We start from the raw sequence: 16414 nt of genomic DNA on the forward strand, positions 1-16414 counted from the left end.
CCATCCAAGAAACTGCGATTCAGGAGAAGGACCGACGTGTCTGAGAGCATCAGCGAGAGCGAGAACCCGGCAATCCCCTCCCCCACCCCCAAGGTGACTCGGCCCCGCACGAACCAGGACTGGTGGCCGAACCAGCTGGACCTGCAGGTCCTCCAACAGCACTCGCCCCGGTCCAACCCGATGGGCGAGGACTTCGACTACGCCGAGGAGTTCAAGACCCTCGACGTCGACGCACTGAAGCGCGACCTCGTCGAGGTGATGAGGACCTCGCAGGACTGGTGGCCGGCCGACTACGGCCACTACGGGCCACTCTTCATCCGGATGAGCTGGCACGCCGCGGGGACGTACCGCATCCACGACGGTCGAGGCGGTGGCGGCCAGGGCGCCCAGCGCTTCGCCCCGCTCAACAGCTGGCCCGACAACGCGAGCCTCGACAAGGCGCGCCGGTTGCTCTGGCCGGTCAAGCAGAAGTACGGCCGGAAGATCTCCTGGGCCGACCTGCTGGTCCTCGCCGGCAACGTGGCCATCGAGGACATGGGGCTTCCGACGTTCGGCTTCGCCTTCGGGCGGGAGGACGTCTGGACGCCCGAGGAGATCTTCTGGGGACCCGAGGACACGTGGCTCGGGGACGAGCGCTACAGCGGCGACCGAGAGCTCGCCGAACCTTTCGGCGCCGTGCAGCTGGGTCTGATCTACGTGAACCCGGAGGGGCCCAACGGCAACCCGGACCCGCTCGCGTCGGCCCGTGACATCCGGGACACGTTCGGCCGGATGGCGATGAACGACGAGGAGACCGTCGCACTCATCGTCGGCGGCCACACGTTCGGCAAGTGCCACGGCGCGGTCAGTTCGGAGTACATCGGCTCGGAGCCCGAGGGCTGCCCGGTCGAGCACCAGGGCCTCGGCTGGAAGAACACGTACGGCACCGGCGTGGGCCTCCACGCGCTCACCAGCGGGCTCGAGGGCGCCTGGACCACCGAGCCGACGAAGTGGGACAACGGGTACCTGGAGAACCTCTACAAGTACGACTGGGAGCTGACGGAGAGCCCGGCAGGCGCGAAGCAGTGGACGCCGAAGAATTCCGAGGCCCAGGGCACGGTGCCGGATGCCCACGACCCGTCGAAGCGGCACGCCCCGATGATGCTGACCTCGGACATCGCGCTGAAGGTCGACCCGATCTACGGGCCGATCACCAAGCGCTTCCTCGAGAACCCGGACCAGCTCGCGGACGCGTTCGCCAAGGCCTGGTACAAGCTGCTGCACCGCGACATGGGACCCGTCTCGCGCTACCTCGGCCCGTGGGTTCCGGAGCCGCAGATCTGGCAGGACCCCGTCCCCGCGGTGGACCACGAGCTGATCGGCGACGCGGACATCGCCGCCCTCAAGGAGAGGGTCCTCGCCTCGGGACTGTCCGTCTCCCAGCTCGTCTCCACCGCCTGGGCGTCGGCGGCCAGCTTCCGCGGCACCGACAAGCGCGGCGGGGCCAACGGGGCGCGGATCCGCCTCGCGCCGCAGAAGGACTGGGAGGTCAACAACCCGGCCGAACTGGGCACGGTGCTGGAGACCCTCGAGCAGATCCAGCAGGAGTTCAACAGCTCGCAGTCCGGCGCGAAGTTGGTCTCGCTCGCCGACCTGATCGTCCTGGCCGGGTGCGCGGCCGTCGAGAAGGCGGCGAAGGACGCCGGGCACGACATCACGGTCCCGTTCACGCCGGGGCGCACCGACGCCTCGCAGGAGCAGACCGACGTGGAGTCGTTCGCCGTGCTGGAGCCGAGGGCGGACGGGTTCCGCAACTACCTGCGGGCCGGGGTGAAGCTGCCGCCGGAGACCCTGCTGGTGGATCGGGCGTACATGCTGAACCTGAGCGCTCCTGAGATGACGGTTCTGGTCGGCGGCATGCGGGCCTTGGGCACCAACTTCGGGCAGTCCCCGCACCGCGTCTTCACCGACCGGCCCGAGACGTTGACCAACGACTTCTTCACGAACCTGCTCGACATGGGCACCGAGTGGAAGGTCTCCGAGTCGGAGAACGTGTACGAGGGTCGGGACCGCGCCACGGGCGAGGTCAAGTGGACGGCGACCGCCGTCGACCTCGTCTTCGGGTCGAACTCCGTGCTGCGGGCACTCGCGGAGGTCTACGCGAGCGACGACGCGAAGGAGAAGTTCGTCCGCGACTTCGTCGCCGCCTGGAACAAGGTCATGAACCTCGACCGGTTCGACCTCGCCTGATTCCGACGTTCGGTGCCAGGACGGCCAGCCGTCCTGGCACCGGACAGCAGCACGACGGCGGGTGCCGTGATCCCGCCCCACTCGGCCGGCCGTACGGAAGCGGCGCCGGCCAGCGGCGTGGGTCAGCTCGTGAGCGCGTCCATGGCGGTGTCGGCGATGGCCTGCAGGACTGCGTGGTCGGCGCCACCCTGACCCGCGACCCGCATCCCGCCGATCACGCGTTGAGGTAGCGGGCCAGCGCGTCCGGGTCCCGACCGGACGTGATCCCGCCGTCCCGATGCCGTCGTTCGGACCTGTTCAGCGGCCGCCCGGCCCGGGAGCATCTCCGGACGTGCCATTGCCCCGGTTGGTGCCTGCCGAGGACCACGTCGCCGTTCAGTCGACGAGCTTCGCCACGGACGCGCTCGGCCGGTTCGTCGCCAACACCTGGGAGGAGGCCACGAGCAGCGGGCTGTTCTCCGCCGTCGTCATCGGCGCGGGGGCCTACGGCGCCTACTGCGCGGTGCAGATCCGCCGGGTGCACCCCGACGCGCGCGTGCTCGTCCTCGACGCCGGCAGCCTGCTCGTCGGTGAACACGTGCAGAACCTCGGGGCGATGGGGCTGAACGTGCCGTCGCCGATCATGCCCAGCGCCGACCCGGGCACAGCGCGCGAGCTCGTCTGGGGCATCCCGTGGCGGGGCAACGTGGAGTTTCCCGGGCTGGCCTACTGCCTCGGCGGCAAATCGATCTACTGGGGTGGCTGGTGCCCGCGGCTCACCGCCTCCGACCTCGCGGCCTGGCCCGCCGCCACCCGGGCCTGGCTCGCAACGCACTACAGCCTCGTCGAGAGCGAGACGGGCGTCGTCCCCGCCACCGACTTCATCTTCGGTGACCTGCAGGCCGCGCTCCTGCCGGCCGTCACGGCGGCCGCGGCGGGGGTGCCGGGACTCACCGGCGTCGAGGCTCTGCCGCTCGCGGTGCAGGGCGCCGCGCCGGTCTCGGGGCTCTTCAGCTTCGACAAGTACTCGAGCCTCCCGCTGCTCGCCGACGCCATCCGCCGCGACGTGCGCGCATCCCACCGTTCGGACACCGCTCGCAAGCTCTTCCTCGCGCCGAGAGCACACGTCGTCGCGCTCCACACCAGCGGCGGCACCGTCCACACGATCGAGCTGGATGTCGCGGGCGCCCGCAAGTTCCTCGGCATCGCCCCCGGCTGTCAGGTGGTGCTCGCCGCCAGCGCGATCGAGTCGACCCGGCTCGCGCTGCACTCGTTCCCGACACCGCTGATGGGCCGCAACCTCATGGCGCACGTCCGCACCGACTTCGCCGTGCGCATCGCCCGGTCGGCCCTGCCCAGCTCCCCGGCCCGGTGCAGACCGCCGCGATGCTCGTACGCGGCCAGGCCCCGGCCGGGCGGTTCCACCTGCAGCTCACCGCGTCAACCAGCCGGAAGGACTCCGACGACCTGCTGTTCCGCATGATCCCCGACATCGAGGAGCTCGCCGCGCACACCACCGCCGTCGACCCCGACTGGGTGCCGGTCACCCTTCGTGGCATCGGCGAGATGGTGGGCGATCGCACGACCCCGGTGCCCGACCCGGCCCGCAGCTGGATTGACCTCAGCCCCTTCGAGGACGACGAGTTCGGCGTGCCGCGCGCCTACGTGCATCTCGTCGCCCGCCCCGAGGATCTCGCGACCTGGGCGGCCATGGACGCCGCCGCGCTCCGGCTCGCCCAGGACGTCGCGGGTGCGCCGGATCGCATCCAGTACCTGTGGGACGGCCAGTGGCGCGCCGACCCGCCCCCGCTGGACCGGCCGTTCCCCGAATGGCACCGCGGGCTGGGGACGACCTACCACGAGGCCGGCACTCTCTGGATGGGCGATGACCCGAACATGTCGATCACCGACCCCACCGGCCGGTTCCACCACGTCTCCAACGCCTACGCGTGCGACCAGTCCATCTTCCCGACGGTGGGCTCGGCGAACCCGGTGCTCACGGGCCTCACCCTGGCCGCGCAGGTGGCGGCAGCGCTGCCGATATGACGACTCCGGCGTTCTGCATCACGACGACCCGGACGCGGTGCCCCGAACCCGCGAGCAGGTTCCCGCCGGGCTACTCGGCCGGAAGCACGCCCGTTCGCCGGGTCAGGAGAACGGCGGACACGCGGCCCGACACGCCGAGCTTCGGCGAGATCCACCTCGGCGGCCGTGAAGGCCTTGTCGCGACCCACACCCCTGGCCGCGAAGCTGGCCGTCTGGCAGGGGGATGACCGGGTCAGCTCCGTTGCGGGTCCGGGACGTCCCCGGCACCAGACGCGACCGGCAGGCCCTCCTGCCGCCACTCCGGGAACCCCTCCTCCAGCCGCAGGGCGTGAAAGCCCTCGCCGCGCAGCTGGCGGACGGCGTCGTCGGCGTACACGCAGTACGGGCCGCGGCAGTACGCGACGATCTCGACGTCGTCGGGCAGCGTGCGAATCCGCCTGCGCAGCTCGGTGATCGGGAGCGAGCGGGCGCCGGCGATGTGGCCTGCCGCGAACTCGGCTGCCGGCCGGACATCGAGCACGACCACGTCACCGCGGCGCATCCGCCGGAGGAGGGTGTGCCGGTCGACGGCCTCCAGCTCCGAGCGGTCGCCGAGATACGCCCGCGCGAGCCGGTCGAGGCCGCCGGCGTGCTGCTCCCCCACCGTCCGGATCGCCGCCCACAGGTGCTCGACACGCTCGCCGGCGAGCGCGTAGTAGATGCGGGTGCCGTCCCGGCGGGTGGTGACCAGCCCCGCGCGAGCGAGGGTGCGCAGGTGATGGGAGGTGTTGGCGACGGTCTGGGCGATCTGCTCGGCGATCTCCTCGACCGAACGCTCGCCCTGCGCGAGAAGATCGACGATCTCGGCGCGGCGCCCGGACCCGAGCGCCGCCGCCACCTCGGCGAACGCCGAGAACAGCGCGTCCTTCGCGGCGCGATCACCCATACGGAGATCGTTGGCAGGTGGAGATCCGCGACGGGTTTGCCGAGGCGCTCCCGGTACCCGACGGCTGGGCCGACGTCGTGATCTCCAACGGCGTGATCAACCTCTGCGCGGACAAGGCGGCCGTGTTCGCCGAGATCCGCCGCGTGCTGCGCCCCGACGGATGGTTGCAGTTCGCCGACATCGCCAACGGCAGGCCGGTCCCGGTCGAAGCGATGCGGGACATCAACCTCTGGACCGGTTGAATTGCCGGCGGGCTGCCCCGTGCGGGCTGGCAGACGATGCTCGAGCAGAGCGGGTTCATCGACATCGTGATCGGGCCCCCGTGCGACACCTTCGCCGGTGCCTCAGGCGAGGCCAAGGCGCGGACCTTCGACGTCTTCGGCTATCCGTTCCTCGCGCGGCTGTCGAGGTGAGCGACGGTTCCGGGACCCGCTCCCGTCGGGGACGCGCACCTACAGCAGCACGTCGGCGGGTGCGGCGCCGGGGCCAGCGGTCGTGATGCCGGCGTCGCCCTGCACGATCTCCGCCGAAGCAGGCGCGGCCGCGCGGGCTGGGGCGGAGCTCGACAAGCGCTGTGCGAGCGCGACGATCGGCGCGTCCGTGGTGCCCAGCGGAAAGTCCGCGCAGGTCTCCATCAGCTGCCGTTCCGGGTCTACTCTCGTCACAGGTCGGGGCCGAGCTACACGAGGGGCCGGCGGTCGGCGTGGCGCTCTATCTGACCCGATTCAGCTACACACCCGAAACCTGGGCAAGGCTGGCGCAGAAGCCGGAGGATCGACGCGACGCGGCCCGCACGTACATCGAGGCGGTCGGCGGGAAGTTGCACGGCTTCTGGTACGCGTTCGGCGAGTACGACGCCTACCGTGGACGCGAATACCGGTGGGCGCGGGATGTCGCGCCACCGGCTGGCTCGGATCCACCGGCGGGATCACCGACGACGGCCGGTTCATCGCGTTGGCCCGGTTCGAGTCCGAGGAGGCGGCCCGCCGAAACAGCGACCGGCCCGAGCAAGACCGCTGGTGGTCCGAAACCGCCAAGCTGCTCGAAGGTGAGGTCACCTTCCGCGACAGCAGCGACGTCACGGTCGACCTCAGCGGTGACCCCGACCAGGCAGGCTTCGTCCAGGTCATGCACGGCCGCAGCACCGACCCGGAACGTGCTAGCGAACTCATGTCACAGGACGGTGGGCAGAGTTCCGGCCCGACATTCTCGGCAGTGTGGCCGTAGGACACGAAGGCGGCGCCTACACCATGGCCATCTACTTCACCTCCGAGGCCGACGCCCGCGAAGGCGAACGCAAGGAAGTGCCACCTGAGCTGGCGGCACAGATGGAAGAGATGAACAAGCTCAGCATCGGAGAGCCGGAATTCTTCGACCTCAAGCAACCCTGGCTCCACGCCGCTCGCTGAGCCTGGATCGCCGATCTTCCCCAGCACCCCGAACGCGAGACCGTCCCCATTCCGGGCGCGCCGAGCCGGGGCTCGAACGCCCGGCAGGCGGGTGCGGTGGCTTGCTCTTTCGCCGGCGTCCGTACCGCGCGCCGAACAGGGCCACCAACGGGAGCCCCCACAGGGGTATCAGCACCTGTCGCCAGGGCCAGCCGTCGCCCGCCAGGGCGGCCCGCTGCGGCGCCCGTGGGTCGACGATCGCCTCTACGGTGTCCCCGACGTCGAGATCCTTCCGAGGCGTGGTCACCGGCACGGCGGGGCCACCACTCGCGACGGCGAGAGTGGCGCGGTCCGCCTTGCCCCACGAGGTCCGGGTCACCTCGACGACGGTGGCCGGGCGGGGTTCGCCCCGTCGGTGATCGCTGCCAGAGAGCAGTTCCTGCGGCCGCGAGCACGCGGACGCGCATCTCACGACGATCAGTTCGCGACGACCCGTCCCGACGGGCATGATCTTCACGAGGTTGCGGTTTCCGCGGTCCTGACTTCACGGACACACATCGCACGGCGATCACGCCGTTTGTGATCGCTGCGAGAGGGAAATTCCTGCGGCCGCGAGCACGCGGACGCACATCTCACGACGTCAGTTCGCGGGGACGCCGGACCGATGGGCACCGACGGCCTGACGTCCCGGCCGCACTACGGTTCCGGGGGTGCTGCATCTCCTGTCCGGCCAGCGCGCGGCCGCCGTGCTCGTACCGGCGGTAGCCGCCGTGTGCGGCCTGCTGCTCGGCGCACTCACCGCATACGGCCAGGAGTGGCTCCCCGACGCCCTGCGCTCGGTCGCGAACTCGGCGGGTTCGTGGAGCCTCGTGGCCTTCGCGCTCGCCACGGCGGCCCCCCGCAGAACCGCTGCGGTGGTCGTCGGCCCGCTGTCGCTGCTGGCACTCCTCGCCGGCTACGTCCTCGCCGCGGCGGTGCGCGGTGACGCCTCGTCGACGAGGATGATCGTGTTCTGGGGCCTCGCCGCGGTGGTGGTGGGCCCCTTCATCGGACTGGCGGCGCACGCCGTGCGGGCCGGCACCGCCACGGCGGCGGCCGTCGGGGCCGGCGGGATGGCCGGCCTGCTCGTCGGCGAGGGCGCCTACGGGCTCCTCTACATCGCCGACACTACGTACCCGCCGTACTGGTGGGGCTCGATCCTCGCCGGGGTGCTCGTCCTGGTGTGGGTGGGCGCGCGCCGGCTGCGCCACCTCCGGGCCGTCGCGCTGTCGGTCGCGGTCGCGGCGGTCACCGCCGCCGCGTTCGTGGTCGTCTACAGCCGGGACCTGCTCGCGTTGTTCGGCTGACCTCGAGCCGCCGCTGCTTGGCAACCGTCCGTCCCGGGGATCGAATGGCGCGGTGTCGCGTGACGGCGCCAGGTGGACGGCGGCGAGTGGGCGGCACAGCTACCCGAGGGTGTGCCGTGATTCCACGCTGCATGGGAACGATCTGACACCTCGCGGCGCGTCGCCTCGCTGACCTGCGCGGGGGCGCCGCCTCTCCTGGCACCGGCACCGGTTGCCGGCGAACTCCCCGTGCATTTTCCCGCATTCCGCACCGCGCCCACATCGCGGCCCGAAAGGCATTCCTCATGCAGCTCACGCACATTCCCGCCATGCCCGGAGAAAGCACCGCGGTGCGCAACTCCCAGATGGCGGTGTTCACGAACCCACCCGTCCTCGACGCCGACGCCGACCTGTCGACGCCCCTCGACCGCACCGGGGGCGTCCCCGGCACCTGGGTGCGCGCGCGCCCGGGACCGCGACCGGTGACCGACACCGGCGTCACGCTCTACGTCCACGGCGGCGGGTTCGCCCACAGCAACCCGCCGATGGAGCGGATCATGGCCCACCGGCTGTCGCTCGCCACCGGCCGCCCCGCCTTCGCCGTCGACTACCGGCTGGCCCCGGCGCACCCGTTCCCGGCGGCGGTCGAGGACGTCGTGGCGGTCCATCGGAGCCTTCTCGAGCAGGGCGTCCCGGCGAGCCGCATCCTGTTCGCCGGGGAGTCGGCGGGCGGCACCCTCGCGCTCTCCGCGCTGCTGGTCCTGGCCGCGGCGGGCGACCCGCTGCCGGCGGGGCCGTGGCGGTGTCGCCGGTCACCGACTTCGCCGCCGAGGCCCCGCCGGAGGCCGGCAACGACGTGATCGACCCGGCCGTGATGGGCCCCGAGCGTGCTCGGGGATGAGGCCGGCCCGCCGAAGGCGGTCGATGCAGTTTCGGGGGGCGTCGGGGCGGAGCCCCCCGACTGCGACGAGCAGTACCTCGCGGGCGCACGGCCCGACCAGGCGCCGCAGTCACCCTTCCACGGCGACCTCCGCGGCCTCCCGCCGCTCCTGCTGGCCGTGGGCGGCGACGAGGTGCTCCTCCGCGACACCCGACGGTTCGCCGAGGCCGCCGCCGCGGCGGGCGTCGCCCTGCAGCTCGACGTCTACGAGGAGATGCCGCACGCGTTCCACGCCGCCGTGCTGTTCCCCGTGGCGGACCACCTCGCCACGGCCAGCACTTTCCTGGAGCGCATTGCGGTGTGGGTCACCCACCTTCCCGGAAGTGAGGCTTGCCTTCACTCACCCAGGCGTGGCTATCCTGCGCCGTGCGCACAGCCGGTGAGACCTCCCACAGTCTGCGAGGGCTCGACCTCCGGCTGGGGTACCACGGCACCGCCGTCGTCCACGGCGCGAGCGTGGGACTGGTCCCCGGGCGCGTCACCGCGCTGATCGGGCCCAACGGGAGCGGCAAGTCCACCCTGCTGCGGGCACTCGCGCGGCTGCACCCGCCGATGGGCGGCGGGGTCCGGCTCGCCGACGGGGATGCCGACCTCGACGCCCTCGCGCTCATGAGCCGCGACTTCGCCCGCCGGGTCACGCTGCTCGCGCAGAGCAGGCCGACGCCGACGGGGCTCAGCGTCCGCGAGGTCGTCGGGTTCGGCCGCCACCCCCACCGCGGCCGCTGGCGGGGCGACGACCCGGACGGGCCCGCCGCCGTCACCACCGCGATGGTCGCCACCCGCGTGCAGGAGCTGGCCGACCGCGCCGTCGACGAGCTGTCCGGCGGCCAACTGCAGCGCGTCTGGCTCGCCACCTGCCTCGCCCAGGACACCGGCGTGCTGCTGCTGGACGAGCCGACCAACCACCTCGACCTGCGCTACCAGGTGGAGATCCTCGACCTGGTCCGTGAGCTCGCCGACGAGCGGCTGGTCGCGGTCGGCGTCGTCCTGCACGACCTCGACCACGCCGCCGCCGTTGCCGACGAGGTCGCGTTGCTGGCGGACGGGCGGGTCCGGGCGTGCGGGCGCCCCGCGGAGGTGCTGACGGCCGAGCTGCTCACCGAGGTCTACGGAATCCGCGTCGAGGTCGACCACGACCCCCACACCGGCGGCCTGCGCACACGCGCCGTCGGCAGGCACACCGTCCGTCGCTGAGACGGCACCCGAGAACCCCGACCACCAGGAGAAGCACCATGAGACGGCTCAGGATCATCGCGGCGATCGGGGTGGCGGCCGCGCTGCTGCTCGGCGCGTGCGGTACCCACCGAGCCGGCGGCCGCCCCGGAGGGCGCGGCCCCGTCCGGCGAGCAGATCACGCTCACCGACGCGCGCGGCACCGAGATCGTCCTCGACGGCGCGGCGACCCGGACGGTCGGTCTGGAGTGGAACGTCGTCGAGCACCTCGTCTCGCTCGGGGTGATGCCGGTCGGGGTCGCCGACGTCGAGGGCTACGGCAACTGGGTGCAGGCCGAGCCGCTCGACGACTCGGTCACCGACGTCGGGGTGCGCGGCGAGCCGAGCATCGACGCGATCGCCGCGCTGCGGCCCGACCTCGTGCTCGCCACCGAGGACCTGCCCGCCGCGGCGGTGTCGCAGATCGAGGCGTTCGCCCCGGTGCTGCTCGTGACACCGGCCGACACCGCGAAGGGCATGGGGCAGATGCGGGAGAACCTGCAGCTCGTCGCGACGGCCACCGGGAAGGAGGCGGAGGCGCAGGAGCAGCTCGCCGCGTTCGACGCGAAGCTCGCCGAGGGCGCGGAGGCCGTCGCCGCCGCCGACCTGGCGGGGCGCCCGTTCGCCTTCGCCGACGCCTACCTCGACGGCAGCCAGCTCTCGATCCGCCCGTTCGCCGAGGGCTCGCTGGTCTCCGACGTCACCGAGCAGCTCGGGCTTACCAACGCCTGGCCGGAGCCGGGCGACCCCGCCTACGGGCTCGCGTCCACCGACGTGGAGAGCCTGACCGTGCTGGGCGACGTCGAGTTCTTCTACTACACCAACGACGCCGAGGGCCCCGACCCGTTCGGCGACGCGTTGGCGGGCAATGCGGTGTGGCAGTCGCTGCCGTTCGTGCAGAACGGCAACGTGCACCGGCTGCCGGACGGCATCTGGATGTTCGGCGGGCCGAGCTCGATGACCCGGTACGTCGACGCCGTCGTCGCGGCGCTCACCGCGCCGCCCGCGGGATGACCCAGGTCCACCCGACCGCCCGGCAGGCGCCCCCGGTGGCGCCTGCCGTGGCATTGGCCGAACCGGTCGCCAAGGGGCGGCTCGCCCTCGTCGCGCTCGCCGGCGCACTGGCGGTCGTCCTGCTCGCCGCCGTGCACGTCACCCAGGGCACGGCCGACGTCGACGCCGCCGACCTGTGGCGGCTCGCGCTCGGCGGCGGCACCGACCAGGCCGCCGCCGTGGTGATCGCCTCCCGGATCCCGCGGCTGCTCGCCGGCGTGCTGGTCGGCGTCGCGCTGGGCGCGGCCGGGGCGGCGCTGCAGTCGATCGCGCGCAACACCCTCGCCTCCCCCGACACGCTCGGCGTGAACGCCGGTGCCTTCCTCGCGGTGGTGACGGCGGCCGCGTTCGGGATCTCGCTCCCGATCTTCGCCTCGGGCGCGCTCGCGTTCCTCGGCGGGCTGCTGGCCGCCGGGCTGGTGCTCGCGCTCTCGTCCGGGGCCGGCGCGGGGCCGACCCGGCTCGTGCTGGCCGGATCGGCGATCTCGCTGGCGCTCTACGCGCTGGTCACCGTCCTGCTGCTGCTCTTCGCCCAGGAGACCACCGGCCTCTACGCCTGGGGCAGCGGCGCACTCGGGCAGATCGGCCTGGACGCCGTGACCCGGATGGGGCCGGTCGTGCTGCTGGCCGTCGCGGGCCTGCTCCTGCTCGCCCGCCGCCTGGACATCCTCGGGCTCGGCGACGACACCGCCGCCGTGCTCGGCATGCCGGTGCGCCGCACGCGGCTGCTCGTCGTCCTGCTCGCGGTGCTGTTGTCCGCGGCGGCCGTCACCGTCGCGGGGCCGGTCGCGTTCGTCGGGCTCTGCGCACCGGCGCTGGTGCGGCTCGTCGCGTCGCGGGTGCCGGGCCTGCACCGGCACCGCGCGCTGGTGCCGGTCTCCGCGGTGGCCGGCGTGCTCGTCGTCCTCGGTGCCGACGTGCTGGTGCGGTTCGCGCTCGGGGCCAACGCCGGCGTCGAGGTCCCGACGGGCGTGATCACCACGGTGTTCGGCGCCGTCGTCCTCGTCGCGCTCGCCTACCGCTTCCGCGACTCCGGCCCCGTCCGCGAGGCGCCGGCCGCACGGCCCGGCAGGCTGCGCACCCGGCGGGCGTTCACGCTCGTCGCCTGCACCTCGCTGGCGCTGACGGTGGCCGCCGCCGTGGCCGGGATGCTGCTGGGCGACGCGCTCCTGCTCACCGGCGACGTCGCCAACTGGGTGGCGGGCCGCTCCGGCCCGGTCGTCACCTACGTGCTGGACGCCCGGTTCCCGCGGGTGCTCGCCGCGCTCCTGGCCGGCGGCGCGCTCGCCGTCGCGGGCACCGCGGTGCAGGCCGTCTGCCGCAACCCGCTGGCGGAGCCCGGCCTGCTGGGCGTGAGCGGCGGCGCGGGCATCGGCGCGGTCCTGGTCATCACGGTCGTCCCGGCGGCCGGGATCTGGATGATCACCGGGGCCGCCGGCCTCGGCGCACTGGTCGCCTGCGCACTGGTGTTCGGGCTCGCCGCCCGCGGCTGGCTGGCGTCGGACCGGCTCGTGCTGATCGGCGTCGGGGTCTCGCACGGCGCGATGGCGGTGATCACCGTGCTGATCGTGCTGACCGACCCGTGGAACTCGACGAAGGCGCTCACCTGGCTCTCCGGCTCGACATACGGGCGCACGCTGCCGCAGCTGCTGCCGGTGGCCGTCGCGCTGCTGCTCACGGTGCCGGTGCTCGTCGGGGCGCGCGGCGAGCTGGACGTGATGGCGCTCGACGAGGACACACCGCGCGTGCTCGGCATCCGGCTCGGCCCCACCCGGCTGCTGCTGCTCGGACTCGCGGCACTGCTCACCGCCACCGCGGTGGCCGCCGTCGGCGTGATCTCGTTCGTCGGGCTGGTGGCCCCGCACGCGGCGCGGGCGCTGGTCGGGAGCAGGCACGCGCGGGCGCTGCCGGTGGCGGCCCTGCTGGGCGGGCTGCTCGTCTGCCTCGCCGACATCCTCGGCCGCACCGTGATCGCCCCGGCCCAGCTGCCGGCCGGGCTGCTCACCGCCGTCGTCGGCACCCCGTACTTCGTCTGGCTGCTGTGGCGCTCGCGGACCGGGTCGCGCTGATCACCTCCTGCGCGCCGGGGTAGCCCGCGAGTTCCGCGGGACTCGTGATCGATGAGGACGACGGATGACCGCACCTGGCCAGGGGAACCACCCGTACGGCGACGGCCGGAACGCCGCCCGCCCCGGTCGTGTGCCTGGAGGATCCCGCCGCCGGGTGAGCGAGCGCGGCTCAGGCCCGTTTCGCCTTCGGTCGCTTCGGCGGCAGCGAACCGACGTGCTCGAGCGCGCGACCGACCCATGGCGCCGCCCGCTCGGGCTCCGAACGCCACGCGGGCGGAAGCGCCACGTACCCGCCCATCGGGCGTTCCGCGGGACCGAACGGGCCGGCGCCGGGCTCGGCCAGCAACTCGGCCCGCGCCGCGTCGTCGAGCTTGACCCCGACGTCGCGGCCGTAGAGGCCGAGGAACATGTTCCCGTTCACGAACGCGCCGAGGCTGCCGAACATCGGCTTCACCTCGACGCGGGCGTCATCGGGGAGGAGCGCGCGGAAGTACTCGCGGTCGCCGTCGGTGGGCTTGGGCATGGTGGGCATCGGTTCTCCTCCGCTCGTCGGTGGCGGCTCCCCGTCGCCCCGCCGGGGCGCGACCGCTCGTCGTGACGACGAACGGGCCCGTGGCGGATCGACACCGTCGGTATGGCGGTCAGACGCGGACAGCCTCGATCACGTGTTTGTTCGGCGTCGCCCGCGTCACTGCGACGAGATCGAGCCCGGCGGCCGTGAGCAACGTCGTCCACTCCGCCTCGGTGCGTTCCCGGCCGCCCACCGAGACGAGCATCATCAGGTCGAGGGACTTCGCGGCCGGGTCCTCGTTCGGCGGCCCCACCACGGCGTCGACGACGAGCACGCGGGCGCCGGGAGCCATCGCCGCGCGGACGCCGCGCAGGATGCGCGCCGCTTCCTCGTCCATCCAGTCGTGCAGGATGCGGACGAGGAGGTAGGCGTCCGCACCCTCGGGGATCGTGTCGAAGAAGTCGCCGGGCACCACGTCGACGCGGTCGGCCACACCTGCCCGGCGAAGCACGGGCCCCGCGTCCGCGACGACCTGTTCCTGGTCGAACAGGATCCCCCGGGTGGCCGGGTGGGCCGACAGCACCGCCGCGAGCACGGCTCCGGTACCGCCGCCGATGTCCGCGACCGTGCCGTACCGGCCGAAGTCGTGGGCGGCGAGCAGCCCGGCGTTGTCCGCCCGCGAGAACGTCCGCATCGTCGCGTCGAAGATCTCCCCGTGCTCGGGGTGCCGGCGCCGGTACTCCCACACGTCGGTGCCCAGGGCATGGACCGCGGCGGTCTCCCCCGTCCGTACGCTGTGCGCCAGCTCGCCCCACGCCCGCCACTCGTACTCGGCGCCGAACATGCGCGCGGCCGGGTCGACCGAGAGCGGATGGTCCCGGCGCAGGTACTCGCCCATCGCCGTCAGCGCGAAGCGCCGGTCGGCGTCCTCGGAGAAGACACCGATCGACGCCAACGCACGCAGCACGCGGTACAACGTCGGAGCGTGGGTGCCCGTGGCGGCGGCGAGGTCGTCGGCCGGCCGTGGCCCGTCGGCGAGCAGGTCGGCGATGCCGAGCTCGGCGGCCACCGTCAGTGCCCGCGACCGTTGGTACCCGCGAACGACGTCGAGCAGCTCCACGAACTCCGGCGGCGGTGTGTCGTGCATGATCCCGACCCTGCCGGTCACGACCGCGCCCGCGCCACCCCCTTCGGCCGCGTCGTTTCGACGATCGGGCAAGCGAGTGGTGCAGGACGCCCGATCGGCGAAGGATCTGCGCTCCCGAAGTGTGGAGGGAGAGACCACCGCCCGCCGCGGAGTACGTCAGCGCCCTCAAGCAGCAGAGCGGCGGTGACATCGGCGTGCACGGCAGCATCCGGCTGGCCCAGTCGCTGCTGCGCGCCGGACTCGTGGACGAGCTGCGGCTCGTCATCTCGCCGGCGATCGCCGGTCGCGGCCGACGACTCTTCGAGGACGGCACCCTCCGCAGGCTCGAACTGCTCGACGTCGAGCGCAGCGCCACGGGCATCCTCCTGCTGTCCTACCGCACCAGTAGCCCGGCGTAGGGGCTCACAGCCGGACGAGCACCTGCTCGAGCGACTTGCGGCGCAGGTCCGGCACCACGCAGTCGTCGGCGGGATAGCCGACGGGGATGACCGCGAACGCCTTCTCGTTGCGCGGCCTGCCGAGCACCTCGCGCAGGAACCCCATCGGCGACGGGGTGTGGGTGAGCGCGGCGAGCCCGGCCAGGTGCAGGGCGGTGAGCAGCATGCCGACGGCGATCCCCACCGACTCGTCCACGTAGTAGTGCTTGTGCGTGCTGCCGTCGTCGTCGAGCTGGAACCGCTGCTGGAACACCACGATCAGGTAGGGCGCCTCGGTGAGATGCGCCTTGACCGCGTCCGTCCCGAGCGGCCGCAGGGCGGCCAGCCACTCCTCCCCCAGCCGGCCGTCGTAGGAGATCTGTTCCTCCTGCTCGGCCGCGGCTCGGATCCGCTGCCGCATCTCCGCGTCCGAGACCAGCACGAACGTCCACGGCTGCTGGTGCGCGCCGCTCGGGGCGGTGGCCGCGACCGAGATCGCGTCCAGCACCACCTGCTCCGGGACGGGGTCGGTGGAGAACATCCGGACGGTGCGGCGGGTCTCCATCTGCCGGCGCAGCTCGGCCGAGCGGCGCAGGGACTCCTCCGGCGCCATCCGGGCCGGGCGGTAGGGCACGGGGCGGTACGGCCGGCCGTGGATGGGGGTCCAGGTGGCGGGGTGAGGGTCGGTCATGGAGGCATTGTCGCCAGGCGCGCTCGCCGACTGCTGCAACCGACGCCTACGGTCCACGCGCGCCGACGCAATCGCGTCCCCACGCGGCCGCGACCCCGGCGATCAAGGCGCAAACGTCCCTCCTGGATCGATCCGGGACGACATCAGCGCCTTGATCAGCGGGTTTCCACCCCGCGCCGGGCAGTCAGCGCCCTCACCCCTGCCCGGACTGCCGGTCCGACGCCTTGGCTGCCGCGCTGAAGATCCCCTTCGCCATCAGCGACCGCTCGGTGTCCTTGCGCTGCCGGTAGACGCGGGCGCGCACGCGGTGCACCTCGGGGTCGTCTGGCGCCGCCCCGGCCGCCCACTCGACCACCTGGCAGGCCAGCCGCAGGTCCCCGCCCTCGGCCAGGGCCTCGGCCCGCTCGAGCAGCGCCCCGACGCCGCCGGCGAGGGCGGCCACCTGCGCGGCGACGGCGGCGTCGGGCGGCGGGGTGGGGCGGG

The 16414-nt window shown here is 73.0% G+C and carries 20 protein-coding genes and 1 pseudogene; 15 read left to right on the top strand and 6 right to left on the bottom strand.

The genetic code is table 11. The features are described from left to right. Positions 1-36: 36 nt before the first annotated feature. The 3 genes from katG to KME75_RS10200 all read left to right on the top strand — a co-directional run bounded on the left by katG (position 37) and on the right by KME75_RS10200 (position 4254). The gene (gene katG / locus KME75_RS10190; RefSeq protein WP_219414340.1) at positions 37-2229 is read left to right on the top strand and encodes a catalase/peroxidase HPI; all 2193 of its coding nucleotides are present in this window, start codon (positions 37-39) and stop codon (positions 2227-2229) included. Between the two features lie 331 nt (positions 2230-2560). Next, on the top strand, positions 2561-3691 hold the full coding sequence (locus tag KME75_RS10195; RefSeq protein WP_219414341.1) for a GMC family oxidoreductase: 1131 nt from the start codon (positions 2561-2563) through the stop codon (positions 3689-3691). Beyond that, the gene (locus KME75_RS10200) at positions 3688-4254 is read left to right on the top strand and encodes a GMC oxidoreductase (protein WP_219414342.1); all 567 of its coding nucleotides are present in this window, start codon (positions 3688-3690) and stop codon (positions 4252-4254) included. The genes KME75_RS10195 and KME75_RS10200 overlap by 4 nt, the downstream gene beginning before the upstream one ends. Positions 4255-4486: 232 nt before the next feature. On the opposite strand, the gene KME75_RS10205 is transcribed toward KME75_RS10200, so the two are convergent. Next, on the bottom strand, positions 4487-5179 hold the full coding sequence (locus KME75_RS10205; RefSeq protein WP_219414343.1) for an ArsR/SmtB family transcription factor: 693 nt from the start codon (positions 5177-5179) through the stop codon (positions 4487-4489). Between the two features lie 17 nt (positions 5180-5196). Between KME75_RS10205 and KME75_RS10210 the strand changes: the two genes are divergently transcribed. Beyond that, positions 5197-5421 (top strand): methyltransferase domain-containing protein, encoded by a 225-nt coding sequence (locus KME75_RS10210; RefSeq protein ID WP_219414344.1) that lies wholly within the window; start codon positions 5197-5199, stop codon positions 5419-5421. 36 nt (positions 5422-5457) lie between these two features. Then, the gene (locus KME75_RS44865) at positions 5458-5592 is read left to right on the top strand and encodes a hypothetical protein (protein ID WP_281424485.1); all 135 of its coding nucleotides are present in this window, start codon (positions 5458-5460) and stop codon (positions 5590-5592) included. A gap of 39 nt (positions 5593-5631) precedes the next feature. Here the strand turns inward: KME75_RS44865 and KME75_RS10215 are convergent, their stop codons facing one another. Further along, positions 5632-5844 carry a hypothetical protein gene (locus tag KME75_RS10215; protein WP_219414345.1) on the bottom strand — a complete coding sequence of 71 codons (213 nt, stop codon included), beginning with the start codon at positions 5842-5844 and terminating at the stop codon, positions 5632-5634. Positions 5845-5882: 38 nt separating this feature from the next. Between KME75_RS10215 and KME75_RS46675 the strand changes: the two are divergent. From KME75_RS46675 to KME75_RS10255, 9 genes and pseudogenes are all read left to right on the top strand, one after another. Continuing rightward, a pseudogene (locus tag KME75_RS46675) lies at positions 5883-6029 on the top strand (GYD domain-containing protein); the annotation flags it as partial. 29 nt (positions 6030-6058) lie between these two features. After that, positions 6059-6406 carry a hypothetical protein gene (locus tag KME75_RS42965; protein ID WP_246631816.1) on the top strand — a complete coding sequence of 116 codons (348 nt, stop codon included), beginning with the start codon at positions 6059-6061 and terminating at the stop codon, positions 6404-6406. Between the two features lie 23 nt (positions 6407-6429). Beyond that, positions 6430-6588: a hypothetical protein gene (locus KME75_RS10225; RefSeq protein WP_219414363.1), complete on the top strand. Its 159-nt coding sequence runs from the start codon at positions 6430-6432 to the stop codon at positions 6586-6588. Between the two features lie 689 nt (positions 6589-7277). Next, entirely contained in the window at positions 7278-7913 is a 636-nt protein-coding gene (locus KME75_RS10230) for a DUF6518 family protein (protein WP_219414347.1), read from the top strand. 308 nt (positions 7914-8221) lie between these two features. Next, complete coding sequence (locus KME75_RS10235) at positions 8222-8752, top strand: alpha/beta hydrolase fold domain-containing protein (protein ID WP_219414348.1); 531 nt, start codon at positions 8222-8224, stop codon at positions 8750-8752. Between the two features lie 27 nt (positions 8753-8779). Beyond that, positions 8780-9322, top strand: coding sequence for an alpha/beta hydrolase (locus tag KME75_RS46680; protein WP_219414349.1), 543 nt, complete (start codon positions 8780-8782; stop codon positions 9320-9322). Continuing rightward, a complete protein-coding gene (locus tag KME75_RS10245; RefSeq protein WP_219414362.1) occupies positions 9229-10026 on the top strand; it encodes an ABC transporter ATP-binding protein in 798 nt (265 codons plus the stop codon). Before KME75_RS46680 ends, KME75_RS10245 begins: the two co-directional genes overlap by 94 nt. A gap of 264 nt (positions 10027-10290) precedes the next feature. Further along, positions 10291-11058: an iron-siderophore ABC transporter substrate-binding protein gene (locus tag KME75_RS10250; protein WP_246631818.1), complete on the top strand. Its 768-nt coding sequence runs from the start codon at positions 10291-10293 to the stop codon at positions 11056-11058. Further along, positions 11055-13166: an iron ABC transporter permease gene (locus KME75_RS10255; RefSeq protein WP_219414350.1), complete on the top strand. Its 2112-nt coding sequence runs from the start codon at positions 11055-11057 to the stop codon at positions 13164-13166. The genes KME75_RS10250 and KME75_RS10255 overlap by 4 nt, the downstream gene beginning before the upstream one ends. 169 nt (positions 13167-13335) lie before the next feature. Here KME75_RS10255 and KME75_RS10260 read toward each other — a convergent pair whose 3' ends face one another. After that, the gene (locus KME75_RS10260; protein ID WP_219414351.1) at positions 13336-13698 is read right to left on the bottom strand and encodes a TfoX/Sxy family protein; all 363 of its coding nucleotides are present in this window, start codon (positions 13696-13698) and stop codon (positions 13336-13338) included. A gap of 109 nt (positions 13699-13807) precedes the next feature. After that, on the bottom strand, positions 13808-14824 hold the full coding sequence (locus KME75_RS10265; RefSeq protein ID WP_219414352.1) for a methyltransferase: 1017 nt from the start codon (positions 14822-14824) through the stop codon (positions 13808-13810). 119 nt (positions 14825-14943) lie between these two features. Here KME75_RS10265 and KME75_RS10270 point away from each other — a divergent pair, with 119 nt between their 5' ends. Then, entirely contained in the window at positions 14944-15222 is a 279-nt protein-coding gene (locus tag KME75_RS10270; RefSeq protein ID WP_219414353.1) for a dihydrofolate reductase family protein, read from the top strand. A gap of 4 nt (positions 15223-15226) precedes the next feature. Here KME75_RS10270 and KME75_RS10275 read toward each other — a convergent pair whose 3' ends face one another. Next, complete coding sequence (locus tag KME75_RS10275; protein ID WP_219414354.1) at positions 15227-15931, bottom strand: nitroreductase family protein; 705 nt, start codon at positions 15929-15931, stop codon at positions 15227-15229. Positions 15932-16124: 193 nt separating this feature from the next. After that, positions 16125-16414, bottom strand: a 290-nt coding sequence (locus KME75_RS10280; RefSeq protein ID WP_219414355.1) for an alkyl sulfatase dimerization domain-containing protein, incomplete at its 5' end; no start/stop codon positions are given.

The organism is Pseudonocardia nigra (assembly GCF_019396355.1).
GTDB lineage: Bacteria > Actinomycetota > Actinomycetes > Mycobacteriales > Pseudonocardiaceae > Pseudonocardia > Pseudonocardia nigra.

Bases quoted from the DNA above. Each gene is read 5' to 3' on its own strand.
- KME75_RS10200 (WP_219414342.1), top strand. From the start codon at position 3,688: ATGATCCCCGACATCGAGGAGCTCGCCGCGCACACCACCGCCGTCGAC.
- KME75_RS10205 (WP_219414343.1), bottom strand. From the start codon at position 5,179: ATGGGTGATCGCGCCGCGAAGGACGCGCTGTTCTCGGCGTTCGCCGAG.
- KME75_RS44865 (WP_281424485.1), top strand. From the start codon at position 5,458: ATGCTCGAGCAGAGCGGGTTCATCGACATCGTGATCGGGCCCCCGTGC.
- KME75_RS10225 (WP_219414363.1), top strand. From the start codon at position 6,430: ATGGCCATCTACTTCACCTCCGAGGCCGACGCCCGCGAAGGCGAACGC.
- KME75_RS10235 (WP_219414348.1), top strand. From the start codon at position 8,222: ATGCCCGGAGAAAGCACCGCGGTGCGCAACTCCCAGATGGCGGTGTTC.
- KME75_RS10250 (WP_246631818.1), top strand. From the start codon at position 10,291: ATGCCGGTCGGGGTCGCCGACGTCGAGGGCTACGGCAACTGGGTGCAG.
- KME75_RS10255 (WP_219414350.1), top strand. From the start codon at position 11,055: ATGACCCAGGTCCACCCGACCGCCCGGCAGGCGCCCCCGGTGGCGCCT.
- KME75_RS10260 (WP_219414351.1), bottom strand. From the start codon at position 13,698: ATGCCCACCATGCCCAAGCCCACCGACGGCGACCGCGAGTACTTCCGC.
- KME75_RS10265 (WP_219414352.1), bottom strand. From the start codon at position 14,824: ATGCACGACACACCGCCGCCGGAGTTCGTGGAGCTGCTCGACGTCGTT.
- KME75_RS10275 (WP_219414354.1), bottom strand. From the start codon at position 15,931: ATGACCGACCCTCACCCCGCCACCTGGACCCCCATCCACGGCCGGCCG.